Annotated in this window: 19 protein-coding genes; 13 read left to right on the top strand and 6 right to left on the bottom strand. The window is 64.9% G+C overall.

The window, feature by feature from the left end; all coding sequences use genetic code 11:
- Nucleotides 1-1,281: 1,281 nt before the first annotated feature.
- The 4 genes from NBG84_RS18895 (at nt 1,282) to NBG84_RS18885 (ending at nt 5,141) form a co-directional block, all read left to right on the top strand.
- Nucleotides 1,282-2,187, top strand: coding sequence for a phage major capsid protein (locus NBG84_RS18895; protein ID WP_250920672.1), 906 nt, complete (start codon nt 1,282-1,284; stop codon nt 2,185-2,187).
- A gap of 445 nt (nt 2,188-2,632) precedes the next feature.
- Nucleotides 2,633-3,367 (top strand): Lsr2 family DNA-binding protein, encoded by a 735-nt coding sequence (locus NBG84_RS41575; RefSeq protein ID WP_425608659.1) that lies wholly within the window; start codon nt 2,633-2,635, stop codon nt 3,365-3,367.
- A gap of 62 nt (nt 3,368-3,429) precedes the next feature.
- The gene (locus NBG84_RS18890) at nt 3,430-3,780 is read left to right on the top strand and encodes a hypothetical protein (protein WP_250920671.1); all 351 of its coding nucleotides are present in this window, start codon (nt 3,430-3,432) and stop codon (nt 3,778-3,780) included.
- Nucleotides 3,777-5,141 carry a DUF3987 domain-containing protein gene (locus tag NBG84_RS18885; RefSeq protein ID WP_250920670.1) on the top strand — a complete coding sequence of 455 codons (1,365 nt, stop codon included), beginning with the start codon at nt 3,777-3,779 and terminating at the stop codon, nt 5,139-5,141. The genes NBG84_RS18890 and NBG84_RS18885 overlap by 4 nt, the downstream gene beginning before the upstream one ends.
- A 59-nt stretch (nt 5,142-5,200) precedes the next feature.
- Here NBG84_RS18885 and NBG84_RS18880 read toward each other — a convergent pair whose 3' ends face one another.
- Nucleotides 5,201-6,541, bottom strand: a complete 1,341-nt coding sequence (locus NBG84_RS18880; RefSeq protein ID WP_250920669.1) for a tetratricopeptide repeat protein — start codon at nt 6,539-6,541, stop codon at nt 5,201-5,203.
- 444 nt (nt 6,542-6,985) lie between these two features.
- Between NBG84_RS18880 and NBG84_RS18875 the strand changes: the two genes are divergently transcribed.
- Together NBG84_RS18875 and NBG84_RS18870 are read left to right on the top strand one after the other, a co-directional pair.
- Complete coding sequence (locus NBG84_RS18875; protein WP_250920668.1) at nt 6,986-7,108, top strand: inorganic phosphate transporter; 123 nt, start codon at nt 6,986-6,988, stop codon at nt 7,106-7,108.
- Nucleotides 7,109-7,840: 732 nt separating this feature from the next.
- Entirely contained in the window at nt 7,841-8,053 is a 213-nt protein-coding gene (locus tag NBG84_RS18870; RefSeq protein ID WP_250920667.1) for a DUF397 domain-containing protein, read from the top strand.
- Nucleotides 8,054-8,552: 499 nt separating this feature from the next.
- Here NBG84_RS18870 and NBG84_RS18865 read toward each other — a convergent pair whose 3' ends face one another.
- Nucleotides 8,553-9,431: a hypothetical protein gene (locus NBG84_RS18865; RefSeq protein ID WP_250920666.1), complete on the bottom strand. Its 879-nt coding sequence runs from the start codon at nt 9,429-9,431 to the stop codon at nt 8,553-8,555.
- A gap of 1 nt (nt 9,432) precedes the next feature.
- Between NBG84_RS18865 and NBG84_RS18860 the strand changes: the two genes are divergently transcribed.
- Together NBG84_RS18860 and NBG84_RS18855 are read left to right on the top strand one after the other, a co-directional pair.
- Nucleotides 9,433-9,807, top strand: a complete 375-nt coding sequence (locus NBG84_RS18860; RefSeq protein ID WP_250920665.1) for a hypothetical protein — start codon at nt 9,433-9,435, stop codon at nt 9,805-9,807.
- Between the two features lie 1,055 nt (nt 9,808-10,862).
- Entirely contained in the window at nt 10,863-11,696 is an 834-nt protein-coding gene (locus NBG84_RS18855; RefSeq protein WP_250920664.1) for a recombinase family protein, read from the top strand.
- A gap of 347 nt (nt 11,697-12,043) precedes the next feature.
- On the opposite strand, the gene NBG84_RS18850 is transcribed toward NBG84_RS18855, so the two are convergent.
- A complete protein-coding gene (locus NBG84_RS18850) occupies nt 12,044-13,255 on the bottom strand; it encodes a helix-turn-helix transcriptional regulator (protein ID WP_250920663.1) in 1,212 nt (403 codons plus the stop codon).
- 345 nt (nt 13,256-13,600) lie between these two features.
- Here NBG84_RS18850 and NBG84_RS18845 point away from each other — a divergent pair, with 345 nt between their 5' ends.
- From NBG84_RS18845 to NBG84_RS18830, 4 genes are all read left to right on the top strand, one after another.
- Nucleotides 13,601-13,774: a hypothetical protein gene (locus NBG84_RS18845; RefSeq protein WP_250920662.1), complete on the top strand. Its 174-nt coding sequence runs from the start codon at nt 13,601-13,603 to the stop codon at nt 13,772-13,774.
- 54 nt (nt 13,775-13,828) lie between these two features.
- On the top strand, nt 13,829-14,737 hold the full coding sequence (locus NBG84_RS18840) for a radical SAM/SPASM domain-containing protein (RefSeq protein WP_250920661.1): 909 nt from the start codon (nt 13,829-13,831) through the stop codon (nt 14,735-14,737).
- A 26-nt stretch (nt 14,738-14,763) separates the two neighbouring features.
- Nucleotides 14,764-15,105, top strand: a complete 342-nt coding sequence (locus NBG84_RS18835; protein WP_250920660.1) for a hypothetical protein — start codon at nt 14,764-14,766, stop codon at nt 15,103-15,105.
- Between the two features lie 444 nt (nt 15,106-15,549).
- Nucleotides 15,550-16,488 carry a pseudouridine synthase gene (locus NBG84_RS18830; RefSeq protein ID WP_250920659.1) on the top strand — a complete coding sequence of 313 codons (939 nt, stop codon included), beginning with the start codon at nt 15,550-15,552 and terminating at the stop codon, nt 16,486-16,488.
- Here the strand turns inward: NBG84_RS18830 and NBG84_RS18825 are convergent.
- Nucleotides 16,482-17,120, bottom strand: coding sequence for an MBL fold metallo-hydrolase (locus NBG84_RS18825; RefSeq protein WP_250920658.1), 639 nt, complete (start codon nt 17,118-17,120; stop codon nt 16,482-16,484). The genes NBG84_RS18830 and NBG84_RS18825 overlap by 7 nt on opposite strands.
- Nucleotides 17,120-18,205: an S-(hydroxymethyl)mycothiol dehydrogenase gene (locus NBG84_RS18820; protein WP_250920657.1), complete on the bottom strand. Its 1,086-nt coding sequence runs from the start codon at nt 18,203-18,205 to the stop codon at nt 17,120-17,122. The genes NBG84_RS18825 and NBG84_RS18820 overlap by 1 nt, the downstream gene beginning before the upstream one ends.
- A 215-nt stretch (nt 18,206-18,420) precedes the next feature.
- On the opposite strand from NBG84_RS18820, the gene phsA reads away from it, so the two are divergent.
- Nucleotides 18,421-20,373 (top strand): O-aminophenol oxidase PhsA, encoded by a 1,953-nt coding sequence (phsA, locus tag NBG84_RS18815; protein ID WP_345780616.1) that lies wholly within the window; start codon nt 18,421-18,423, stop codon nt 20,371-20,373.
- Nucleotides 20,374-20,507: 134 nt separating this feature from the next.
- Here the strand turns inward: phsA and NBG84_RS18810 are convergent, their stop codons facing one another.
- Nucleotides 20,508-21,239, bottom strand: a complete 732-nt coding sequence (locus NBG84_RS18810) for a FadR/GntR family transcriptional regulator (RefSeq protein ID WP_250920656.1) — start codon at nt 21,237-21,239, stop codon at nt 20,508-20,510.
- Nucleotides 21,240-21,242: the final 3 nt, after the last annotated feature.

Below are 21,242 nucleotides of genomic sequence, written 5' to 3'. Positions count from 1 at the left end.
GCGAGAGAATGTCCTTCTCCCAGGTGGTCGCTTTCCTTAACCGGTTGGTTCATTTGCTGAAGGACCCCAGTGCGGCGAAACTGCCGCCCTTCGACTCGGAGCACAAGCGCAACGAGCTGCGCGACCTGATGTCGGGGCCTCCCGGTGTGGTCAGACCTGGTTTTCTCGGCGAACTGCGCTCGCTCTGGGCTGAATCGCAGAAGGCAGGGGCTAAGTACGGTTCGGGCTTCTTGATCGAACGCCGGAACTTTCCTTCGGAATGGTGCCGGTGGAAAGGCTGCGGGAGGCCCCTGTATAGCCCTCAGGAGCCGCGAGGGAAGGGGCGCCCTCTTAGGTACTGCCCTGGACACCAGAAGCACGCCAAGAGCCGCACACAGCGGCTCAGGCGGAAAGGAATTTTCATTGGCATCCATCGGAACTGGACGTACAGACCCCCGGAGATGCCTCCGGACATCGCCATATGGAAGAAGGCCCCGAAAATCGGGGGAAAGAGTACAGATCAGTTCCAACAGTCTCGGGAAGTGTGGGAGGGGATCATCCTGTCCCAAGAACGATGAAGCATTTATTCAGAGACTGTGGAGGGATTTCCCTCTGGGGCCATGCACACTCGGCGGTGTGCCTCTGGCACGGCCTACGGGCCGGGCAGTTCCTAAGTCGTTATGAGGCTCTGCGGAAACCTCCCTGTGAGGGGGCAACGTAGAGAAACAGCTCTTCTCTTGCTTCCTTCTGGTCACATCACAGTGGGGGGTAAGGGGGGCAGTGTTTCTCTTACGTTGTCCTCTTGTGAGGTAACAGGGCCGCCCTTAAGGCGGCCCTAGTGACAGAGACTCTAAGTCTTGGAAACTCCCTATTGGATAATTGAATAGTTGTTTTGATTCTTAGTTATCTCTATTTTGGGTGGGTGGTTTTATGGAGGGTCAGGGAGAAGTCGGGTCCGTAGGGAATCCAGGCTCTGTTGCGGATCATGCCGAGGCGATCCGTGCCGAGGTACAGAGTGAGTACGCCGGAAAGCTCGCACACGCCGAGTTGAGGGCTCAGGCAGCCAAGGATGGAATTAGCCTCCCCGAGGGGTTCACCGAATATCTAAATACTTCCAAACTGCTAGAGGAGGACGGTTCACCTTCAGTAAAAGAAATTGCCAAGCTTCTTGAGCCTTTCCAGCCCAAAGCGCCTACCTATCTGCAAGGGATTGGGCTTGGCCGTCAAGGCGGCTACGTCGGCCCCAGCAAGCCCAGCCTTTCCCTTGACGCTCGCAACCGATAGCCCCTAGCAAGGAGTGTTATGGCCTTCACCTATCAGAATCCTACTTCTCATACCTTTGTCCCTGAAATTTGGGATTCCGAACTACTTGTTGCTTTTGATTCTCTGCTTGTTTGGTGTTCCCGGCTCGTCTCGAATCGAAAGTATGAAGGAAAGATTCGTGAGCAGGGGGATGTTGTTCACATCAACTCTCTCGTCAGTCCGACTGTTGGCGATTACAAGTTGTCGGATGGGATGACTTCCCAGCGGCCCGAGACCGTGAAGCAGAGCCTTCCGATTACCGAGGCAAAGTACCTTCAGGTGCTTGTGGAGGATGCGGAGAAGGTTCAGCTTGCGGGAGGGCTCAACTCTCCCATCAACCAGCAGATGATTCGGGCGTTGGCGCGCGAGGCAGACAGCTTTATGAGCGGTGTCATCGCCACGAAAGCTACTGCGCTGCCCAATGTCACGCTCACTGCCGCAACCACTCCACAGGCCCTCTATAGCGCGATCCTGGACATGATGCTTGTGCTTGATGGCAGCGATGTTCCTGACGGTCGTTACGTCGTTGTATCCCCGAAGGTAAAGCGCTATCTCATTGAGCATCCTTCCATTGCGAATGCTGCGGCCTACGGTGAAGGTGGGGTGACAGCCAATGGTGTGGTTGCCCGTCTTGCCGGCTTCACGGTGGCCTCTACTACCGCTATGCCGGCAGGCGTGGACATCGTGGCCGGACACAGCGAATTCGCCACCTACGCATCCCAGTTCACTGGGTTCCGTGAAGGACAGAGCGAAAAGTATCGTGCGGACTATATAGACACCCTCCACCTGTACGGGGGAAAGATCACCCGCTTCCCCGGAATGGATACGAAAAAGACCGACAGCACTTGGAATGAGACCCTCCCAACCAAGGGAATCGTCAAGGCTGCCGTTACTTGGCCTACCTGAGCCACCAGGGCCCCCGCACACGCAGGGGCCCTTTTTCTTTGTTTATTGGACCTTCCGAGAGGCGCCTACGCGTCCTTTTCGGCGTTCCATCCCACGGACACGTAAAAGAGGCCTAAATGTGCCCCAAGGCGCTCTCTTGAACTCCTTACAGGCCTTTCCTATCCCATTCCGCAAGGGGAATTGCGGCGAATCTGATCACCATTCTTCAATTCCCTTGTTTTGTAATACCCGTACACGATGAATGGAAGGCGCTCCGGCGGTTCCCATTCCTCTTTCTATTCCCCGTTACCCCCGCATGCATAATCATTTAGTTATCTGCGTGTTATCGTTTCGAGATAGAGAGCGGGGAGGATGTTGGGAGTTTCAGTTTGAATGTGAGGGGCGGGCCTGAGTGGCTGGCTTCTGCTCCTGAGACTTCCTAGTCCGGTCGAATCAAAGGATTCCCATGCGTAGGACCGTTCTCGTTCCGGTAGAGAAGATTCTGTGTGACGCGCATCTGGCGCGTGACGGGAGTGAGGAAGAGGCAGCGGACACGCTCACGTTGGGGGAGCGAGCATGGGACTTGTGTGGGGAGCATGCAGTCACCTTTGGAAGGCACTTGATTGACACTCTGGGAACTGGTCTGCCCGAGAGTGACACTTCCGCTGTTGAGCCACTGCCCACCAGTGGCACGGACAGTGTGAGCATCCCTGAGACTGTCTCGGAGACGGAGACGGAGACGGAGCCTGTAGCCAAGCCATCCGTTGTCATGGCGGGTGAGGTTCCTGGGTACGACTGGGAGACTGCCCGTGATGCGGTCCGCAATCTTGGCTACACCGTGGTTGGGCGTGCTGATGAGTCCACCGTCCTGCTGATCTTGGGGGAGGGCGGTGAACGTAACGTGACCAAGATCCGGGACGCCTCCGAGCTAGGCATTCCGTGTATGGACGTGCGTGCTGTGGGTCGCTTCAAGTCCGCCGTATGCGCTGGTGTGTTGGCTGGTGGTGACCCCCTTCCGGAGCCTGTCACGGTCGTTCGTTCTGAGATGAGTGAGCGGGAACGCAACCGGGCGATCCGGGAATGGGCACGCAGCAACGGTTGGTCAACTCTGCGGGGCAGCGGTCGTATACCGGCTGACGTCCGTTGCGCGTATGAGATGGCCCACCGGAACGGTTCGGGGGGAAAAGCGGCAGCGGCCTGAGCGCCGCTGTCAGTACCGCCTCAACCGTTCCCGTAGTCCGTCGGCATCCCAGACCCGCCGACTTGAGTGTGTGGAAGAACGCCAAGGGCTACGGGTCGGGTAGCAGGCAGAGCAAGCGTGACTACGCACCCGGTAGCTGGGTGTCTTGGACTACTCCCCACGGCAGGCGACGTACGGGTGTCGTCACGGCCGATCCGTTCACTGTGGCAGCGGCCAAGCGAGCGGCAGGAGTCGGCGGGGCCAAGGAGTCCCGGACCCGTGTCGCTGTGGTTCCTTCCGATGGTGGGGACACCATTCCGTTGTGTCTGCCCAACGGCAACAACCCAGATGCCCTAGTCAAGGACGACGGCCGTTGGCGCCATGTCGCCACTGCTCACTATCAAACCCAGCGTGAGGAAGAGACAGCAGCATGAGCGTCCCCGTTCTCTACGGCCCTATCGGGCGTGCGGTTCGCAGGATCACCCCGTTCCTTGAAACGGACCCGCTGGGTGTGTACGTGGCTGCCCTGTCGATGTGGTCGGCTGCCATCGGTGGCACGGTCAAGGTGTCGTCTCGTGGAAACGCGCGCCCTGTTCTGATCTGGTCTGCACTGTGTGCCGGTACCGGAAGGGGCAAGGGAACCGCGCTAAGGGCAGCGCTTCATGTTCTTGACCGGTCTCTCGGTCGATTCCTCGCTACCCGCACCACATCAGGGATCACGTCGGGCGCGGCCCTGGTGAACATGCTGTGGGAGCAACAGGAAGCCACAGTGGAGACAGAACAGGGCCGTGACGTTCGGGCTTTGGTGCTGGAAGAGGAATGGACGGAAACGCTCAAGAGAGTCAAGCGAGATCCGTCGTTCACCACCAAGCTCAGGGCAGCGTGGGACGGAGCGACACTCCGCAACACCACCAAGGAAGGGCCTCAAGTGGTGAAGGACCCTGCCATGGTTCTCCACTCCCACATAACGCCCTCAGACTGGGCAAAATATGTTGCGGAATCAGATGCCGCCGGTGGCTCGTACAACCGTATCCTTCCGTTTCTGCTGGGTGCTGTTCCGATGCTTGACGATGATCGGGTCAGCCTGCCGGATGTGGACAGTTGGGAACTCTCCGACGCCTACGCATGGGCCACAGCACGACCCCGGATGATCGCCCTAGGGGAAGACGCCCGCCCCTTGTGGCACATCATCCGTAGGTACGCCCGCATCCTGGGTGAGACCTTGCCTGAGGGGCAGGCTGTATTCATCGAACGGACAGCAGAGCAGACACTCAGGGTTGCGGCCTGTCTCGCGGCCTCAGAGTGCTCCGAAACCATCACCGAAGAGACCCTGTCCGCAGCGTTCACCCTAGTTCGCCGTTCGGTTCAGGACGCTGTAAGGATCACTAGGGGCGCTACGGCACCAAAGGTGAGGCGTCAACCGCTCAGTTTGGCGGACAAGGTTCGGGCACGCATAGAACTGCACGGCGGTCGGGCAACGTCCACCCAGGTGTTGCCGTTCGTCGGTGCGACAGCGGCAGAGGTGAGAGACCTTCCGGGGATCGCGGTCACTGTGGAACGGAGCGGGAAAACAGGCAGACCCGCGACGGTTTTCACCCTGGATGAGACAGCCTCCCGTCAGCCGGAACCGAAAGCCAAGCCTGAACCGGAGCAAGGAACGGTAGCCGAAACGCAGAGCACGAACATCGTCCAGATGGCCACGTACCGCGCGACACCCGCCCAAGCCCCAGAGCCACAGCCGGTGACGGAACCAGAACCGTTCGGCCGCCTCAACCCGTTCCGGGCACTCCTCTAACCAATCAAGATATGAGCCCCCACGCCGAGTCACTCCGGAGTGGGGGCCTTCTGGTTCCGCTAGATCGGTAGCGATGCCGGAGTGACTAGCCGTGCACGCTCATACAGATTACGAGCGGCGTGATTCCTCAGATGGGGTTTGATTAGTCGCCGCATGTTCCGAACTTGCTGGTCAACCCGACCACTCTGAAGCAAGGGATATTCGTCAAGTACCTCGTTATAGGTGGCACAAGACTCTTCCAGGTGCCCGAGCTTTAGCTGAAACTCGGCCAGGGTCGCCCGCTCTTTCACCCTAGAACGTCGATAGACCGCTTCACACAGGTTGTCTGATTGCTTCATAGCGTCCACCGCGCCCGCCACATCGCCCAGTTCATGGTGAACGTGGCTCATGTGGTAGTAGAGCGCCGCTGGGTCATAGGAACCAAATGATTTCGCCTGTGACTCCGCCTTCTCCATCGCCACTTCAGCTTCCGAAAGGTACTTCAGAGCATCTGCGCTGTTCCCGAGTTGTGCCGCTGCATGGGCCTGTTGTCCGGCAAGGAAAGCGCGCATCCTTGGCCCTGCCTGGGGAGATGCAGCGGCGGCGGCATCGGCTAGTCGCAGGGCTTCCTTCCCGTGTCCTAGGTCCACGGCCTGAACGCTCATTCCCCGGAGCACATGGCAGAAGGTGAGGTGATCCTCGGATGCCCCTGCGAGTTCCAAGGCCTTTGTGTAGTAACTCTGGGCGAGACCGTGAAGCCCCTCGTCCACGGCCATCCAGCCAGTCACATAGCAAAGGTCAGAAGCGGCGGACATCATTGCTTTGCGAACCGACTGAGGGGCCTCGGCACGCAAATAGGGCGCAACTGTGTTGACGAGAAGAGATGCCGCCATGGGGCGCGCATGACGTCCCCCAAATTGATCATCCAATTCCGAGACCTTCTCGGTCATGGCAATGACCATCTGAACTTCGCCCATACCGAGACGTAGAGCACCACCGGTTTGGGCAGCTTCCATACGCCCGACGATGTCGGGCCAGTTGGGCAGGGTGAGCGCGACGGAGAACAAGCCTGCGCCCACAATGCCCCGACGGGACGGGGACATGTCTTGGCTGCCGAGATCAATGAGCCCTTCCACAGTACTCAGGTGCCCCGTCGCTGACTCTGTAGGCGTTGGGAACCCCGCGTCGGCGTGAGTGATCAGGCGCCCCAACTTGCGGGAGAGAGTTTCCAAGATCAGCGGACGGGTATCCGGTTTGGGAATGTACCCCTTGAGCCACTGGTGAACGGACTGCTCCCGACAAGTGAGAGGGGTGCCCCGCTCAGTCCCGATCCGGTTGACCGCTTGAGCGAACAGGCGCAGGTTCCATCCAGTCTCGCGGTACAGACGGGCAAGCGACTCGTTCGGCTCACGTGTGGCCACGGTTCAACCCCTCACGTTCAAGGTCCGTTTGAAGCTTTTGAAAACCGGTTGAGCCTCAACGGTACCGCTGTGCGTAGCCGCACGGTTGCCTAGTGCGAGGGCGGAACACCGCTCAGGCAAAACCCCCGCAGCCGCGTGAACGGCCCGGGGGCGTGGCCAGTCTGGAAGGACTGACATGCACAACAGTAGCGCCGTGGACGGCCCGTCAGAGGCCCAGGGGCACCCCTATACGCTCGAAGTCGGCTCTGTGGCCCGGGACACCCGTAGGGAGAACCTAGTGGGGCGGGTCATGGCTCATGACGGGGCCCGCTACCAACTCCGCCCCCTTAACGGCGGTGTGGAGTGGGAGGCCCCTGCCGAGGATCTTGTTCCCGCTGAACAGTCTGATGCGATGAGCGCTGAAGTAGCTCGGGCCAACGCACACAGCCGATCTAGGCCTTGACCGTGTGCCCCATCCGAAAGCTCCTCTACCAACTCGACATGGACTATGGCCACTACCTCTACTGGGCCATGATCGCGGCCCTACCCGCCGCGCTCCTGTGGGTCCTCTTCTCCTGGGTGTTGTGACCCACCTTTAGCTCCCGCCTCCTGGTGCTCCCGCAAGTCTGGGAGGCGGTGAAAAGGGCCCACCCAACAGGCACGCGGGTTCCTGTCGGGTGGGCCCCGAGACAACAGCGCGTAAGGAATCACATATGCGTCAGACAATCCGCCATGCCCTGACACGGGCACTGGATCTCTTACTTCCTGCCACTGGCCAACACAACGGCCACGACACAACACCCGGCCCCATACTCGGTGTGGATCTCGGGCCGTGGGCCCAACCGTGGCCCACCCCCACGCCACAACATGCCAGGGACCGACACACCCCGTTCCATGATGACGACCTTCCCCCGGCCCGGCCGTACGTGGGTGCCGATGACGGCACGGTCCAACTCAGAGTCACTAGGCCGAAGGGTCCCAGGGTTCTGGTCTACGCACCCCGAGGGGTGCACCTATGAACCTCGCCGCCTTGACCAGCTCGCCGCCACAGTCACTCTCAGCGGCCTGCCAGCGCTGTACCCGGGACACAGACGCCCCAGTGCCGGTCAGGTCCGCACAGGCCTCCTGTGGACGGACCAGGACCCTGTACGCCTGTCCTGACTGTGCGCCCCATCTGACCCCAGGACCGCACAGGGACGAGATCCCCCATCGCGGCACGCGGATTCCCACGAGTGCCCTCTAGAACTCCGCTCGTAGGTGACGGCTACGACGGAAACGGCGCGGGGACCGAATCCCCGCAGTACAACCAAAGGAACCGCTATGCAGTTACCAGAGTTTGAGTTCAACACCGCAGCACTGTGCCGGGACAACCGGGTCAACAACTGCCCTGAGATCGCGATCAACGTTCCGGGTGTTGTCGCGATCCGCGACAGTGAGGAGCCTGGAACCGTAGTGCGCATGACCCCCGATGGGTGGACTACCCTCACGGATGCCATCAAGGCAGGAGAGTTCGACCTAAGCGCAAGCGCCTGAGAGTAGGCCGTCCATGAGCGAGTGTCCCCGCTGTGGTGATCAAGCCACGCGCGACCCTGAAACAGGGCTGAGCTGGTGCGCTCGCTGTGGGCAGTTCTTCGGACTCAAACCGCCTGTTTGCCGGGGCCTGTGGTGGTGGCGTCAGCCAGCCACCCGGAAGCCCGTCACACCACGCAGGCACTGAGCGGGATAGCTAGATAGAGCCCCGTCCGTCCGGAGATGGACGGGGCTTCCCGCTGCCTCAATTCTGGTTGGCCACGTGACCAACGCATGACCAACAGCGGTCAGGAACAGGCAGTAATAGCAGGTGAGGATGACCAACCGAGGTAGGCCCTAGATGGCCCCTAGAGGGGCATTGATGCAGGTCAGAAGAGCTAGAAGCTGGTGCCCGAGTGGAGAGTTCAAGTCCCCCCTCGGACACCAACGAAGACCCCACTTCATGTGGGGTTCTTTGCTTTACAGGGCTGTGGCGTGACCAACGGCCCAGCGAACTTCCTGGTCAGACCAGGGATGACAGGCCGATACGGCTGGCGCTCGAAACAGCCAGCTTCTTCGCTCCCTCAGCGCGACGCCTGCCGTAGCGCGCCATGGTGTAGCCCGGCGAGTGGTGCCGGGCGTTGGCGGAGACCTCGACCGGGTTCTCGTGGTTGTCGAGATCGTTCGTGATCTTCGATGCCCGCCAGTCGTGCAGCCGGAAGTTCTCCGGCAGGTGCAGACGGTTGCGTGCTGTCCGCCAGCGGGCCGACACCTTCTCCGGGTCCTGCGGTCCGCCCGCCTCGCCCCGGTAGAGCTTGAAGCCGTCGCGGGCGAACACGAGTTCATGGTCCGTCCAGAGATCCCCGAGTCGTTCCCGCTCCGCGTCCTGTCGTTCCTTCTGCCACTTGAGGACGTTCATCAGGGCTTGGTCCACGTAGATGATCGCGTTGTCGTCTCCGTCCTTGGTCAGCTTGCGCAGCCGGTAGCTGTTGCCTTCCTCGACCACGACCCAGGCCAGTTCGATGGCGCACTCGTCCCAGTGGATGAGCGACCACTTCCATCCCAGCACTTCGCTGCGGCGGCACGAGGTCGCGGCGTACGAGGTCCACAGCGGGGCGTCCCGGAGGCAGTGGTGGGTCAGTCCGCCGTCGCACGCCCGGTTGCCGCACGGCTTCCAGATGGCCGCCAGGAATCGCCCTGTCTCGTGATCGTTGAGGGTCGGGAAGTCCGGCTGCGCCGCCTTGATCTGGCGCTCCGTAGGCGGGTTGGCCGTGTGGGCCGGGTTGACCGTGAGGAGCTTTCTCGGTCCGGTCACGGAGTCCAGCGCGGCCGAGACGATGTTGTGGATGTGGCGGACGCTCTTGGGGCCGAGCGCGTACGCCGCACAGGAAGGGAATGCCACTGTGGGACGTAAGCCGTTCCAGTTCGAGGGCGATTACGCCGCCGTTTCTCAGGATGAGTACAAGCGGCGCGCACGAGACCCACGTTTCCAGTACCCGCATCGCATCGAGTACGCGGCCATCGGGTGGGCGAACGTGCTTGGGCACGCGGAGTTCCCGCCCGGGGAGCTGAACAAGATCATGGCCGACAAGAGCGGCAAGATCCCCAGCAAGGATGCTCTGAACCTGCACGTGGGCCGGGCGAAGGAGTGGGGTCTGGTCGAAGCAGAGTCGAACCGTCGATGCCTTGTGCTGCCCATGCACCGCTTTCAGAAGGGCATCGGGGACGAGACATGCGACGAGCACGGCATACGGCCAGCCAAGCGCTTCCGGCCGTAGCCGACACGTGAGGCATGTCGGTTCATCGGGACAGCGACACGCGAGGCGTGCCGATCAGGGGGTGAACGACACGCCCCGCGTGCCGATACAGCACTGTGACCTGCGGTGATGCGCGCCCCCTCTCTATCTCTCTGGGCAAGCCTGACCATGACGCAGGGCGGTAAAGCGAAGGGGCTTCCAGGCGGCGGCCCCGAAGGGGCCGACAGAGCAAAGGCGATGTACACATTCACATGCGGCGGCGAAGAGAAGTAGGGGCGCGCCAGCGCCCCCATCGACGGCGAGTGAGACGGCGAAGGAGTAGGCAGCAGGGGTGGCCTCCGGCCGCACAGTCGGAAGCCGCTTCAACAGAGCGGCCCCGAAGGGGGCCGACATCAGGAAGACCAGGAAGCCAGCCAGGCGGGGCGCTGTCGCGCCGCAACAGGGGGAAGCCCTTTCGGCTTGCACTAAAGGCTTGGGCCGCTTGCGCGGCCACAGAGCGAAGCCGCTTACGGCAAGTCCCGAAGGTGTCGTTCTCGTGCAGGCTCCGGGTGCCAGCCAGACTCGGCGCAGCACCCCCACCTGCAACTTCTCCGCCATCATCTTGCTTCGCCGCCGCCCTGACGGGGTCTGGAACCGTGGCAGAACCTGAGCTGCTAAGACACAGCGGTCGGGCAAGGCCACCTTCGGGGGTCATACCCCACCCCTTCGCCGCCGCCCTGCCTGCCCTCTTCGCCGTCGTCCACTTGTCCGCCTCGCAGGTTGTTCAGCCCTGCCCTACGGCAGGCGAACGGCCGTACGCCTCTGTCGGTGGCCGACGGGCCGCACGGCCTCACGGCAAGGCCAGGGTGGGGCGCGGCTGCGCCCCCTTGCCGAAGGTGTCCGAGTGCAAGCACCAGGACCACGGAGCGCGGCACATCGAGGGGCACGGAGGGTGTCCCGTAAACCCTCGTTATCGGGACGCTCGGCACGCCCCTGGCGCATGTCCGGTTCGACCACCCTCCGGCGTTCCGAAACCCGTCCCGAAAGACGCCCTCCCGATCTAGCTTTCGGTACACGTTTATGGAACAGCCCTGATCATGACCACGAACACCCCGGCCGATCAGGTCGAGCGCCACCCCTGCCCGAAGTGCGACAGCCCCGCAGGAAGCCCCTGCCGTACCGGTGCGGGCAAGGTGGCATCCAGCTACCACACGGGCCGCTTCATCCTGGTGCCCGCGCTCAAGGCAGAGCTGTCGGTGAAGACCCCCGCCGACAGGCACCCCGGCAGTGCATGGAAGCAAGGCGCACCTGTGGTGCAGGCACCCGCCCCTATGCCGGGTGCAGCGATACGCATCGGCTACGCCCGCTGTTCCACGGTCGGGCAGGAACTCCAGTCCCAGTTGGACGCCCTTGCCCGTGCCGACTGCACCCGCGTCTTCTCGGAGAAGATCAGCAGCCGGATCAAAGAACGCCCGGAGCTGGAGAAGGCGCTCACTCTCGCCCGGGAGATCAAGACGGCCGCGCCCCATCAGCCGGTGATCCTCACGGTGGTGGAGATGAAGCGTCTCGCCCGCAACGCCGCTGAACTCATGACCCTGTCGTCCGCCCTTCAGACGGACGGCATCCAACTGGAACTGCTCTCCGGCCCCCTCACAGGGGTGTACGACCCGAATGGGGCGGGAGCGATCGTGTTCGCCGTCCTGGCCGTGGCCGCTGAAGTCGAGCGGGAGGGCATCCGGGAGAAGACGTTGGAAGGACTCGACACCGCCGCCCGCAAGGGCAACGTGGGTGGACGCCCGTCCGTGATGGACGACGACAAGCTAGCCGTGGCCCGTGCCCGGTATGCCAAGGGTGAAAGCGTCACCGCCATCGCCAAGGCCCTGAGCATCGGGCGCACCACCTTGTACCGCCACCTGGGAGAAAGCGCCTGAGACAGGCGCACAGCCCCTTGGCGGCATCACGGACAGGCCCCGTCGGGGCCGTTTGTCGTTCCCGGCGGCGTGCCATCGGTACGTTATGTGGTTCACGTACCGGGCGGGGCGATGACGTACACGACCAGCGCGGCCGGACTCACCGGCCACATCACCGCCCCTGGGTATCCCGTCCAGGGGTCTCGGCATTCTCCGTGTCGGCACAGAGGCGCGGAGGGCACGGGCGGGCCGTCGCCAGTCGCATGGAGCGAGAGTTCAGTTCGGGCCCGTGAGCCTCATTGGGGCGCTCAACCCCAGCGCTGCGGGCAAGCGTCATCGGTCCGGCGAAGGCGTCGTGGTTCCCCTGCTCACGCCACGCTGTCGAGTATCGCTCGTACATCGGGCACGTGTGCGTACTCGGCAAGTCGGGCCAGCACGACCCGTCCCCGTTCCGCTGTCCGCTCGCTGGCCACGTCCGCCGACAGGCTGATGACCCGTTCGGCGGTCGCCGCCGCCTCCTCTGGTTCGTTGGCGTCGGCGTAGGCCACGGCGAGCCACGACAGGTACAGCGCGAGTTCCCGTGTGTGGGTCGCGTCGTACCGGCTGAGCACATCCCGCAGGAGTGGCACGGCCCGGAGCGGCCGGTGCAGTTCTGTGTAGACCCGGGATTCCATGACCTTGAGTTCGCCAGCGTCCACCCAGTACAGCCAGGTCGGGGACTCGGTTCCCTCGCTGTCCTCGGCCAGCGCTTCCCCGGCTTCTCCGAGGGCTCGCATGGCGTGCTGCGCGCTGTCAGTTCCTCCGGCTTTCGTGTGTGCCCAGGCGACGCGGTCGAGGTACAGCGCGCGGGCTTTCGGGGGTGCGTCCGGCCCGGCCTCGGCCAGGGCCGCGCGAGCGAGGACCAGTCCTTCCGCTTCGCGGCCGGTGTTGCTGAGCTGGTAGGCCAGTGAACCGGCAAGGTTCCCGGCCAAGGTGTGGTCCTCGGCTTGCTGAGCCGCGCTCAGCCCCAGCCGGTAGATGCGCTCCGCGTCGGCGTGCTGCCCGGCGTCGCTGGCGATCCATCCGGCGATCTGCGCGAACTCGCCGATCAGACTCAAGAGGTGGCGGCCTGTGCCCTCGGCGTATCGGGCTTCCCGGTAGAGGGTGATGGCGGCGCGCAGGTCCCGCATCGCCCGCCCGATGAGATCCAGTCCGTAGACGACATCGTCGGCAAGGCGGAGCCCGTGAACCCTTTGGTGCAGGTCGAGCACGACCCCTTCGCCGATACGGCGCCCGCTCCTGGCGCTGAGCGGAGCCAGTGGGTCCCCTTCGGGCAGGTAGTCGGCCAGCGTCGGCATCGCCGGTTCCGGGGGCACGGGAGGGCCTGTGAGCACGTCTTCGGAAACCCCCAGTACAGCAGCGAGGAACGGAAGCCAGTCGCGCGGAGTGCGCCGACCGGCTTCCCACCTACTGATCTCTTGGGCACTGACTGGCTCGCCCTGGACCCCCGCCGCACGGCACAGCTCCCACGCTAAGCGTGCCTGAGTCCATCGGCGCTGTTTCCGTAGACGCCTGATATTGGCCCCGATCACGGTGGTCATCGACCCAGTGTGGCCTACAACTTGGCCCATACGGGGGCCCATGCCGGGCCAATGGATGCCGGTCCTCCGCAGGCCGACGCTGAACGGTATGAAGCCCAGCACTGAGGCCCGACGAATCGTGTCCCGTCTCTCCGGAGCGCGCGGAGTGGCCGGGGTGCTCCTGGTGCAGAAAGCCGACCCCGACCCGGAGGGAGCAGACCTCGTTCCGGGGGATGCCCTGCGGTGGCCGAAGTGCCGGTGTGGATCAGAGCGGTGCCCGGACTACGTGCCCCTGGCGGAGCGGACCGCGAACGGTCGGCGGAGCAGGCTCGCGGCGGCTAACCAGAGGAACCGCAGGAGCAAGCCGTGATCCGGTCACCGGTCGCCGAGCGGCGACCCGAAACCGCACGGAGTTCCGCCCGGGGGACATGGGCGGTCGTCAAGCGCTTCCTTGGCCGCGCCGCGTGGCCGACGTTCGCGTTCGGCGTGGTCGTCCTTCGCTGCGCCACCGTGGCGCTCGCCATCACGGACAACCTCTGACACTCGCTCCCCGCACAGCAGAAAGCACCATCCCAAACCATAAGGAGTCTCCCCATGAGCGCTGCTCAGAACCTGCTGAAGTTCGCGTGGTTAGAGGTGACGGGACTCTGCAACGAGTTCTGTGATCACTGCTACGCCGATTCGTCCCCCAAGGGGACGCACGGCACGATGACCGTGCCGGACTGGAAGAACACGATCGATCAGCTCTCGGCCATCGGAGCACGGGACGTTCAGTTCATTGGTGGGGAACCGACGCTGTACCCGCATCTCCGTGAGTTGATCGAGCACGCACACGGGGCGGGGCTGGGGGTCGAGGTGTTCTCGAACCTGACCCACATCCGGGAGGAGCTGTGGGAGACCTTCACGGAGTGCGGCGTCAAGCTGGCAACGTCGTACTACTCCGACAGCGCGGAGGACCACGACACGGTGACCCGGCTCAAGGGGTCTCACAGGCGCACCCGTGCGAACGTCGCCAAGGCGCTTGAGCGGGGCATCCCGCTGAGGGGCGGAGTCGTCGCCGTGAACCCGGGCCAGCGCGTCCAGGAGGCCGCGCGGGATCTGGCGGCACTCGGAGTCGAAGAGATCGGCGGCGACCGGACCCGCGCGTTCGGACGGGCCAGCCGAGGAGCCGCACCGACCATCGCCGACCTGTGCGGACACTGCGCCCACGAGAAGTGCGCCATCGGCCCGACCGGCGACGTCTGGCCCTGCGTCCTGGGACGGTTCCTCACCATCGGCAACGTGCGGGATACGTCGCTCGCCGACATCTGGGGCGGCCCGCAGATGGCCCGGGTGACCGCCGACATCACGGCCGTGCACGGGGAGGGGGCGCAGTCCTGCACGCCCCCGCAGTTCCTCCCGATGTGCGGACCGTGCCAGCCCTGTGTTCCCTCGGTCGGGCACTGCGATCCGAGGGAGGCGGACACGGGAGCCGAAGCCGCTACGATCGGCGCACCCGCTTGACCCTCCGAGAACCCTGGGGTGCGCAGATGGACGACCACGGAGACGACTTCGGCAGGTGGGGGACGGAAGCCTCCCCCGACGCCGTCCAGCGGAGCGACGAGGAGTGGGCGGTCGTCGCCGGGTACATCCGGCACGCCGCGAACAAGGTCGGTCCCACGCTTCCGCTGTGTCTGCCCGGGGAGCCGCAGGAGTGCGGGCGTACCGCGCAACAGCACGTGCTCGCGTGGTCGGCACACCTCAAGGCCGTGGCCCATCACCTGATCGAGCAGTCCGCCCCCAGCGAGGCACGCGCCGCCCATGTGGCCGGGCCGCTGTACCAACGGCGACTGACCGAGCTGCGTTCCCTGAACGCGCCCCAGCACGTCTAGCGAGATCCACGACGCCCCGTCCGCGCGCTGCCCCGTGGCTGTGCGGGTGGGGCGTCCGGCTCGACGGACCGGAACGGTCCCGGCGCGTCCGAGAAGGGCCCGATCGACGGGCAGGGTCGGCTTGGTCACGCATGACCAACGGATGACCAACAGAGGCCCGAAACCGCAGGAAACAGCAGGAAAGAAAGGGAGAAGCGCCCGGCGAAATCCGGCTTGACGGAGGGTGTTTCCCCAGGTCAGAGACTCTGTGGGCCGGTGCCCGAGAGGAGAGTTCAAGTCCCCCCTCGGACACTCTGCTTCACCGTCGGCTCGTGTCATCGAGGTTCTCTTCGATACACGAGCCGTTCTGTTGAGAGACGGCCACAGGCGGGCCAGCCCATCGGCCATCGGCCGGGATAGTCGGCGAAGGCCCGTGGGTCGCAGCAGGCGGCCTACAGTCACAGGGTGAGACGGCGAAAACCACCCCCACCCGCCCCGCTCCCCCAGCGTGAGGGCATCGACCCCGTGCGGGTTCGGCTGCCCGCTGATCCGGACGGGGCGTGGGCGACCGTCTATGACCATCTGGCCGCTCGGTACGGCGGCGCCATCGGGCGCGAGCGAGTGCGGGCATTCTTTGACCAGGGGCGCGTTGTCGGCGTCGAGGGACCGGTCGGGGCGGTGGAGCCCTACACGCCGGGGCGGTATCTCTGGTTCTACCGGGATTTCGCACCTGAGGAGCGCGTTCCCGGAGAGATCGGGATCGTTCATCGGGATGAGCGGTTGCTGATCGTCGACAAACCGCATTTCCTCGCCACCACTCCACGAGGTGGGCACATCACCGAGACAGCGGTGGCGCGGCTGCGTCGGGATCTCGGGTTGCCGCTGCTCCAGCCCGCGCATCGGCTGGATCGGCTGACCGCCGGTTTGGTGCTCTTCGTCGTACGGCCCGAGGATCGGGGCGCCTATCAGACGATGTTCGGCGATCGACGGGTGCGCAAGGAGTACGAGGCCGTGGCGGCGTATGACCCGGACCTCCGGCTGCCGGTGACCGTACGCAGTCGAATCGTCAAGGAGCGCGGGGTGCTCACCGCCCGTGAAGAGCCCGGTGAGGCGAACAGCGAGACACGGGTCGAGCTGGTCGCCCACCGGGGGCGGGTGGGCCGGTACCGGTTGTTGCCGGTGACCGGCCGCACCCATCAGCTACGGGTGCATATGAACGGCCTGGGGCTGCCCCTGTTGAACGATCCGCTCTATCCGGTGGTCCGGGAGCAGGGGCCCGAGGAGTACACGCGTCCCCTCCAGTTGCTGGCGAGGGTGTTGGAGTTCACCGATCCACTGACCCATGAGCGGTATCGCTTCGAGAGCCGGCTGCGGCTCTCGCAGGCCCCGCTGACCTCTCAGTGACCCCGCTGGATCCACTCCGCCAGCCGCGGGGACTCATCGCCCACCGTGGTGGAGTCGCCGTGGCCGGTGCGGACCACGGTTCCCGGGGGCAGGGTGAGCAGTCGCTCGCGGATCGAGTCGATGATCGTCGGAAAGTGGGAGAAGGAACGCCCGGTAGCTCCGGGGCCGCCGTGGAAGAGGGTGTCTCCGGTGAAGACGGTCTCCAGTGCGGGGGCGTACAGACACACCGCGCCGGGGGCATGGCCCGGGGTGTGCAGCACGGTCAGTTCCACATCACCCACGGCGATGACCTGACCATCCGCCAGTTCGCGGTCGGGGGCCCGGTCGGGGTGGGTCTGCTTCCACAGCGGCAGGTCATCGGGGTGCAGCAGAATGGGCGCGCCGGTGGCCGCGGCGAGTGCGGGGGCCGCGTCGATGTGGTCGTTGTGGGCGTGGGTGCACACGATCGCACGCAGCGTACGGCCGCCGAGCGCGGCTTCGATCGCCGCGCTGTCGTGGGCCGCGTCGATGACGATGGCCTCGGTGTCATCGCCGACGATCCACACGTTGTTGTCGACGTCCCAGGTGCCGCCGTCGAGGGAGAAGGTGCCGGATGTGACGAGGTGGTCGATGCGGGTGGTCGCGGAGGTCATCAGAACTGCACCACCGAACGGAGTACGTCACCCTCGTGCATCCGGGCGAACGCGGCTTCCACATCGCCGAGACCGATGGTCTCGGTGACGAACGCGCCCAGGTCGATCCGGCCCTGCTGGTGCAGGTCGATCAGCAGGGGGAAGTCCCGGGACGGCAGGCAGTCGCCGTACCAGGACGACTTCAGCGAACCGCCGCGGCCGAAGACATCGATCAGCGGTAGCTCCAGTTTCATCTCCGGGGTGGGGACGCCGACGAGAACGACCGTGCCGGCCAGGTCACGGGCGTAGAAGGCCTGCTGGTAGGTCTCGGGGCGGCCGACGGCCTCGATGACCACATCCGCTCCGTGGCCACCGGTCAGTTCGCGGATGGCTTCGACGGGGTCGGTGCTGCGGGAGTTGACGATGTGGGTGGCGCCCATCTTCTGCGCCGTCGCCAGTTTCCGGTCGTCGATGTCGACGGCGATGATCCGGGCCGCACCGGCGAGCCGGGCACCCACGATGGCCGCGTCGCCCACTCCACCGCAGCCGATCACGGCGACGGAGTCACCGCGGCCGACTTCGCCGGTGTTGATCGCGGCGCCGATGCCCGCCATGACTCCGCAGCCGAGCAGTCCGGCGACGGCTGGGGCGACCTCGGGGTCGACCTTGGTGCACTGTCCGGCGGCGACGAGGGTCTTCTCGGCGAAAGCGCCGATGCCGAGCGCCGGGGAGAGTTCGGTGCCGTCGACCAGGGTCATCTTCTGCCGGGCGTTGTGGGTGTCGAAGCAGTACCAGGGGCGGCCCCGCTGGCAGGAGCGACAGCGTCCGCAGACGGCGCGCCAGTTGAGGATGACAAAGTCCCCGGGGGCGACATCGGTGACGTCCGGGCCGACCGCCTCGACGACGCCGGCGGCCTCATGGCCCAGGAGGAACGGGAAGTCATCGTTGATCCCGCCCTGCTTGTAGTGCAGATCGGTGTGGCAGACACCGCACGCCTGCACCTTCACCACGGCCTCACCGGGGCCAGGGTCGGGAACGACGATCGTCTCCACCCGTACCGGCTCGTTCTTGCCCGGCGCGATCACACCTAGCACCTGCTGAGACATCAAAAAACCTGCCCTTCTTCGCCCATCGACCGGCCCCCACTGTGGCGCGCCGCGGCGGCATGCCGCGATGGCCGGTTTGTACGTTACACACTGAGCCATTCGGGGGTTGTTTCAGGCAGATTGTCCGGTGGAGGCAACTCCGCTCGCCCGGTCCCCGTCTTGGCCGGTGCGGAGACGGCTCCGCACGACCGCCACACGGGACTACGGGGGAACGTATGACCGAAGTGACCGAGACCGTACAGCCGAACCAGCCCGCGCGGGCCATCCTGGCCGACGCGGGCCCTGACAGCACCGATCACATCGCGACCATCACCGAGGCCGTCATCGAGCAGGCCACGGCGGAGGGCAGCCGCGAGCTGACGCCGTATCTGGACCAGATGCCGGTTCCGCAGGTGCTGCGACCGGACGAGCCCGATGTGCGGCGCGAGATCGAGATCGCACTGCGGCCGACCTGGGTGCGGATGCACTCGCAACTGCCGCCGACCCTGATGTGGGGTTACAACGGCACGGTGCCCGGGCCGACCGTCGAGGTGCGGCGCGGGCAGCGCATCCGGATCGCCTGGACCAACCGCATTCCCCGGGGCAGTGAGTACCCGGTGACCGCCGTCGAAGTGGGACGCGCACGGCCGGACGACATCCTTCCCCACAACCGGCCGGGGCGTGAGGGAGTGGAGCCCAACAAGGACGTCGCCGCGCTGCCCGCCTGGTCGGTGACCCATCTCCACGGTGCCCAAACGGGTGGCGGCAACGACGGTTGGGCGGACAACGCCGTGGGCTTCGGCGACGCCCAGCTCGCGGAGTATCCCAATGACCACCAGGCCGTGCAGTGGTGGTACCACGACCACGCCATGAACATCACCCGCTGGAACGTCTACGCGGGCCTGGTCGGCACCTATCTGGTCAGGGATGACGAGGAGGACGCCCTGGGGCTGCCTTCGGGAGAGCGGGAGTTGCCGCTGATCCTCGCCGACCGCAATCTCGACACCGACTCCGACGGTCGGCTCAATGGCCGGTTGCTCCACAAGACCTCCATCCTGGTACCCAAGCACCCGGAGACCGGGAAGCCGGTGACCCTGCCCTTCGTGGGCCCGTACTCCACGGTGAACGGGGTGATCTGGCCGCATCTGGACGTTGACGCCGGCTGGTACCGCTTCCGGCTGGTGAACGCGTCCAACGCACGCATCTACAACCTGGTGCTCGTCGACGAGGATGACAACCCGGTCCCCGGTGTCATGCACCAGATCGGCAGTGACGGCGGGCTGCTGCCCCGCCCGGTGCCGCTGGACTTCATCGATGGCGCGCCCTTGATCGCCGCTCCGGCCGAGCGCTTCGATCTGCTGATCGACTTCCGGAAGTTGGCGGGTCGAAAGGTCCGTCTGATCAACAAGGGACGCAACAAGCCGCTCGGAGAGCCGGACCTGGTGGACTCGATCCCCTATCCGCAGGTGATGGAGTTTCGGGTGGACAAGTGCGACACTCCCGAGCGGTTCGCCCTGCCGTCGGTGGTCTCCGGTTCCTTCCGGCGCTTTGACCACGACCACGTCGACCACGGCCATCGGCTGATCGTGCTCACCCCGCCTTCGACGGTCGGGGGCGGCGGGCATCCGGAGATCTGGGAGATGGCGGAGTTGAAGGGCCTGCAAGCCGCCGCGATCGACAAGCCCACCGCGGGCATCGTCCAGGTCCAGGGGTCGGACGGTCGGCTGCGCACCTATCGACGCACCTCACGCACCTTCAACGACGGGCTCGGCTTCACCATCGGCGAGGGCAGCTACGAGCAGTGGTCCTTCCTCAATCTGGGGTTCCCGGTCCATCCCATGCACATCCATCTCGCCGACTTCCAGGTGCTGGCCCGAGAGGCGTACGACGTGACGGGCTTTGACCCCGCACTCGGTGGCACCCGTAGGCCGGTGACGGTCGATCCCAACCGCGAGATCCCGGTACCCCCGAACGAGCAGGGCTGGAAGGACGTGTTCCGGGTCACCGCTGCGGAGTTGGTGAAGGTGATGGGGCACTTCGACGGGGCCTACGGACGGTTTATGTACCACTGCCATCTACTGGAGCACGAGGACATGGGGATGATGCGCCCCTTTGTGGTGATGCCTCCCGAAGCACTGAAGTTCGACCATGGCACAGGGCATGGCGGGCACCACGCCTGGACGCCTTGAACATCTTGAATGCCTTGAACGCCTTGACTATGTGAGGGCTTGAGGGCTTGGGCGCACCGAGGAAGGGCCCTGCGGGAGGTGGCGGACTCCCGTGGGGCCCTTGCGATGTGCCTCGCGGGGGCCGTAGGGCGAGTTCAGCGGGGCGGGTCGGGGGCCAGCACATCCAGCTCGGCCAGTGCGCCGACCGCGATCTCACGGGTGATCTTCTCCGCCCGCACCGCGTCCCCTTCCCGCACCGCTTCGGCGACCTGCACATGCAGGGTCACCGCCGCCGGGTCCGGGTCGTCGAACATCACCTGGTGGTGGGTCCGCCCGGTGAGCACCTCGGCCACCACATCACCCAGTCGCGCGAACATCTCGTTGCCCGAGGCGTTGAGGATCACCCGGTGGAAGGCGACGTCATGCCTGAGGTAGCCCGCCAACTGGTGCCCACGCGAGGTGGCGACCATCCCCAGGGCGCACTCGGTCAGCTCGGCGCACTGCTGCGGGGTGGCATGGCGGGCGGCCAGTCCGGCGGCGACCGGCTCGATGGCCGAGCGAAGGACGGTGAGCGAGCGCAGTTGGCGGGGCCGATCGCTGCCGGCGAGCCGCCAGCGGATGACTCGGGGGTCGTAGACGTTCCACTCCTCGATGGAGCGGACGGTGACGCCGACCCGGCGCCGCGACTCGACCAGACTCATCGACTCCAGGACCCGTACCGCCTCGCGTACGACGGTCCGTGAGACATCGAAGCGCTGGGCGATCTCATCGGTGCGCAGCACGCTGCCCTGCGGATACTCACCCGCGGTGATGGCCAGGCCAAGAGTGTCGAGTACGAGCGCATGCAGGCCCTGGCCCGTCGAGGCCGTCTGGCCCGCTGTGGTCATGGA

Origin of the sequence: Streptomyces albipurpureus (assembly GCF_023701525.1) — a bacterium.
Classification (GTDB): Bacteria; Actinomycetota; Actinomycetes; order Streptomycetales; family Streptomycetaceae; genus Streptomyces; species Streptomyces albipurpureus.
This window is presented reverse-complemented; position numbering and strand designations above follow the sequence as displayed.